General features: G+C 62.9%; 6 protein-coding genes. 2 read left to right on the forward strand and 4 right to left on the reverse strand.

Annotated features, from left to right (window positions below; all coding sequences use genetic code 11):
• Nucleotides 1-131: 131 nt before the first annotated feature.
• Nucleotides 132-521: a hypothetical protein gene (locus JWQ89_RS12990; RefSeq protein WP_299641669.1), complete on the forward strand. Its 390-nt coding sequence runs from the start codon at nucleotides 132-134 to the stop codon at nucleotides 519-521.
• 2 nt (nucleotides 522-523) lie between these two features.
• The gene (locus JWQ89_RS12995; protein WP_299641670.1) at nucleotides 524-784 is read left to right on the forward strand and encodes a hypothetical protein; all 261 of its coding nucleotides are present in this window, start codon (nucleotides 524-526) and stop codon (nucleotides 782-784) included.
• Here the strand turns inward: JWQ89_RS12995 and JWQ89_RS13000 are convergent.
• The 4 genes from JWQ89_RS13000 to JWQ89_RS13015 form a co-directional block, all read right to left on the reverse strand.
• Nucleotides 781-1,596 carry a hypothetical protein gene (locus JWQ89_RS13000; RefSeq protein WP_299641672.1) on the reverse strand — a complete coding sequence of 272 codons (816 nt, stop codon included), beginning with the start codon at nucleotides 1,594-1,596 and terminating at the stop codon, nucleotides 781-783. The genes JWQ89_RS12995 and JWQ89_RS13000 overlap by 4 nt on opposite strands.
• A gap of 60 nt (nucleotides 1,597-1,656) precedes the next feature.
• On the reverse strand, nucleotides 1,657-1,803 hold the full coding sequence (locus tag JWQ89_RS13005; protein WP_299641674.1) for a hypothetical protein: 147 nt from the start codon (nucleotides 1,801-1,803) through the stop codon (nucleotides 1,657-1,659).
• Between the two features lie 346 nt (nucleotides 1,804-2,149).
• On the reverse strand, nucleotides 2,150-2,410 hold the full coding sequence (locus tag JWQ89_RS13010) for a hypothetical protein (RefSeq protein WP_299641676.1): 261 nt from the start codon (nucleotides 2,408-2,410) through the stop codon (nucleotides 2,150-2,152).
• Between the two features lie 321 nt (nucleotides 2,411-2,731).
• Complete coding sequence (locus JWQ89_RS13015) at nucleotides 2,732-2,920, reverse strand: hypothetical protein (protein WP_299641678.1); 189 nt, start codon at nucleotides 2,918-2,920, stop codon at nucleotides 2,732-2,734.
• Between the last annotated feature and the right edge of the window lie 174 nt (nucleotides 2,921-3,094).

Below are 3,094 nucleotides of genomic sequence, written 5' to 3' on the forward strand. Positions count from 1 at the left end.
CACCAGAGACCCGGCAACAGGGGAGACCAAGCCGTGATCACATTAATCATCGGCCTAGCCGTCGGTTACATCGCTGGGGCCTATTTCAAGGCGCAGCCCTGGGAACTGTGGGCGAAGTGGCGGAGCGGCAAATGAGCATCGCATTCATTCTCGACCTCGCAAAGCGCTTCTGGTGGGCGCCGGTCATCGCCGGGCTGATGATCGCCCTGCTGCTGACCCGCGCGACCAACGCGCTGCACCGCGAGCAGCTGGCGACATGCAACGCCAAGCAGGCGGTGAACCTCTCGACGATCGACGGGCTGCTGGGCAACCTCGCCGATCAGAACGCCAAGGTCGACGCCCTGGCTGATGCGGGCGCTGCCAAGCAGAAGGCGGCCAAGGATGCGCTGGCGGGCGCGATCGAGCGCGAGAAGGCCGCACAGGTCACCAGCGACCGCCTCAGGGCATCGGCGGCGGTGATCAGGGCGGAAGGCGCGCCGTGCGTCATCAGCGACGCGCTGGCGGGGGCTAGGGGGCTGTGAACATGAAAGCACTCGCAATCGGCTTGTCAGTTCTCGCAACGGCCTGTTCGACCCCGGCGGTCCGCACCATCACGGTGGAAAAGAAGGTGCCGGTGCCGGTGCCGTGCGTTGCCAAGGCTGACATACCGGTCGAGCCCGGCCCGGTCGGGATCCTGCCGCCGGACGCGCGCAATGCCGCCGACGTGCTGGCGGCCAAGCTCAATGACGTGCGCGGGTGGGGGCATAAACAGGCCGCGCTGCTGATCGGCTGCACGAGCGACTAGCGTCTGAACCGCTCCCGACAACACCGGATGAACTCGCGCACGGCGACATCCTCTTCGGCTCGGGCCTGCGCGAGGTGGTCTAGGAGTGCCGACCTGCTCTCAAGCGCCCAGTCAACCCGATCCTCCCCATAGGCGAGGCCAAGCCGCATTCGTGGGTCCGGCTCCCAGACTTCCTCGGATACGCCGGGCTCAGGAATTACGATCGGCACACAGCCGCACAGCGCCGCATAGATCGCGTAGTAGGTATGCGGGTCGTAGCAATACAGCCGCTCGACTCGGTTGAATATCTTCGCGCGCTCAGCGTGGGACATCTCATCGACGTTCACCGCATCAGGCGGGTGAGCGTTCAATTCGCGCATCGATCCCTTGCGGATGATCAGCGCCGCGCCGCTACGTTCACCGAAGTTGGTCTGTCGATAATCCGGGATCGTGCTGCTGACGCGGAGAATTCGGCCTTCAGGGTTTAGTCCGGCATCATTGAACGCCGGGTTGTAGCAGAAGGTCGCCTCGTCCTCGCCGAAGTCGACAACGCCGGTGTGGGCGCCTGGCTTGTAGAGCAGCCAGCGTACGACCCGTGACGCGCCCAAGGGATTGCCGGGGACTATCTCGGGATAGATGACCACCGCGGTCGCAAGGTGCCTCCGCGAGGCGTTGCCAACCCCCTTTGGGTTCTGCCACCGCTTGCGCCGGATATAGGATGCCCAGGCGCGCCACGTCCCGATCCCGAAGCCCACAGGCTTGGCGGACGGCCATATTCTTGCGGTCGCGCCAAGATCACTCAGGCGCTGGCATAGCTCGAACAGAACGATCACGCCGCCGTTGTCGTCTAGATACCGAGGTGTCCAGATAACGAACTCAGGCGCGCTCACACGCTAGGGCTTCCATGGCGGCAGCCGGCCATCCTCCGGCGGTTCGGCGGTAAGCCACCCGGCGAAAAGCCAAATCACGATCATTGCGCCGATGATGCCACCAAGGATGCCGCCCAGAAGGCCGACGAGAAAGGGTGGGAGTTCAGGCATTGCCGTCGTCTCCGCACCATATCAGCCGCATCTCGCGTAAGGGTTCGGCGAACCTCTCAGTCCAAAGCGGACGCGGTTCGCCGATCATCCGCGCAAGCGGTATCTCGAAGGGCATTGTGACCAGGGTCGCTAACCAGTCCACCAGGAGGATGGGTATAGCGAGCGGGAGGAAGATGATCCGTCGCAGGACGAGGCTGCGCTTGACCCGATCAACAATGCTGCACCAGGCAGTTATGGCGACTCCGAGCATGGAGCTGCCTACCCCGATCAGTGGCTATAGGCCCAACGCACTCCGATCCATTTCGGTCTGGATTTCAGTCCGTTTCGGATGCATGCCGGTGTTGGGTCAGAGATCCAGCCCGCGCCGCCCCATCTCCTCCTCCAACACCGCGTCGACCATGGCAATGGCACCGCGTGCAGCGGGACTGGTGCGCCGGCTGGCAATCGCCTTCATGCTGACGAGCACCGCGCGCACTCGCCTGCGGACAAACTCCTGCTCTTGCGGGTCTAGCTTGTCATACTCTGGTGGAAGTGGGGTGTTGAGGTTCGGGCGCTGGATGTCCTGTAGGTCGGAGTGACGGAGCGCTTGGGCTAGTTCGTCGATCATGCGGGGCATTGGGGTGATACTTCGTTCAGGGTGTGATGCGGGCCGGGCTTGATACCGGCTGGGTGCGATCGATTTGTCCCTCGATGCGCGGGGCGGCCTTTCGGTCTCGGGTTTGCTTTGCCCGTCCTAGCGTGTCCATCCACGCCGCCGCATCACCTGAAAACATTAGCAAAACTGGCGGGATTCGGCTACGGAAATCGCATAGTTAGACGCCTGATCAACTGATCCACGAAGCGCACTGGCGCGAAGTAGAGGAGCAAGGCAGCACGCGCCTGCTGACGGATGTATCGCCTGTCGACCGAGAATGTCTCTTCCATTGGCTCACCCCTCCAGCGGCTTTGTTACGGCTAATATGATTGAGGTACGGTCGAACCTTAGAGCCTCAGCCAGTGAGCCAAGACGCTCCTGTTCGTCGGCGTCGATGGAGGCGCGGGCGAGCATGTCGATCCAAATGGCACAAGCCTCGAGCGTCGCAGCGGCGATTGCTTCGGGGGTGATGATGTCAGTCATGGTTGGCTGCGCTTGATATATCCCGCAGCTTCTCGCTCCGCCCGGCGACGAGCCATGTCGGCCAGACCCCTCGCGACGTTCGCGCGCACTTGGTCAATCCCTAGCTCGTCGACGATATGGCGAGCCTCCGGGAGTAGGTCGTCCACGATCTTGTCCAATATCTCGTGTGCGCTT

It is taken from the genome of Devosia sp., from assembly GCF_028290645.1.
In the GTDB taxonomy this organism is placed as follows: domain Bacteria; phylum Pseudomonadota; class Alphaproteobacteria; order Rhizobiales; family Devosiaceae; genus Devosia_A.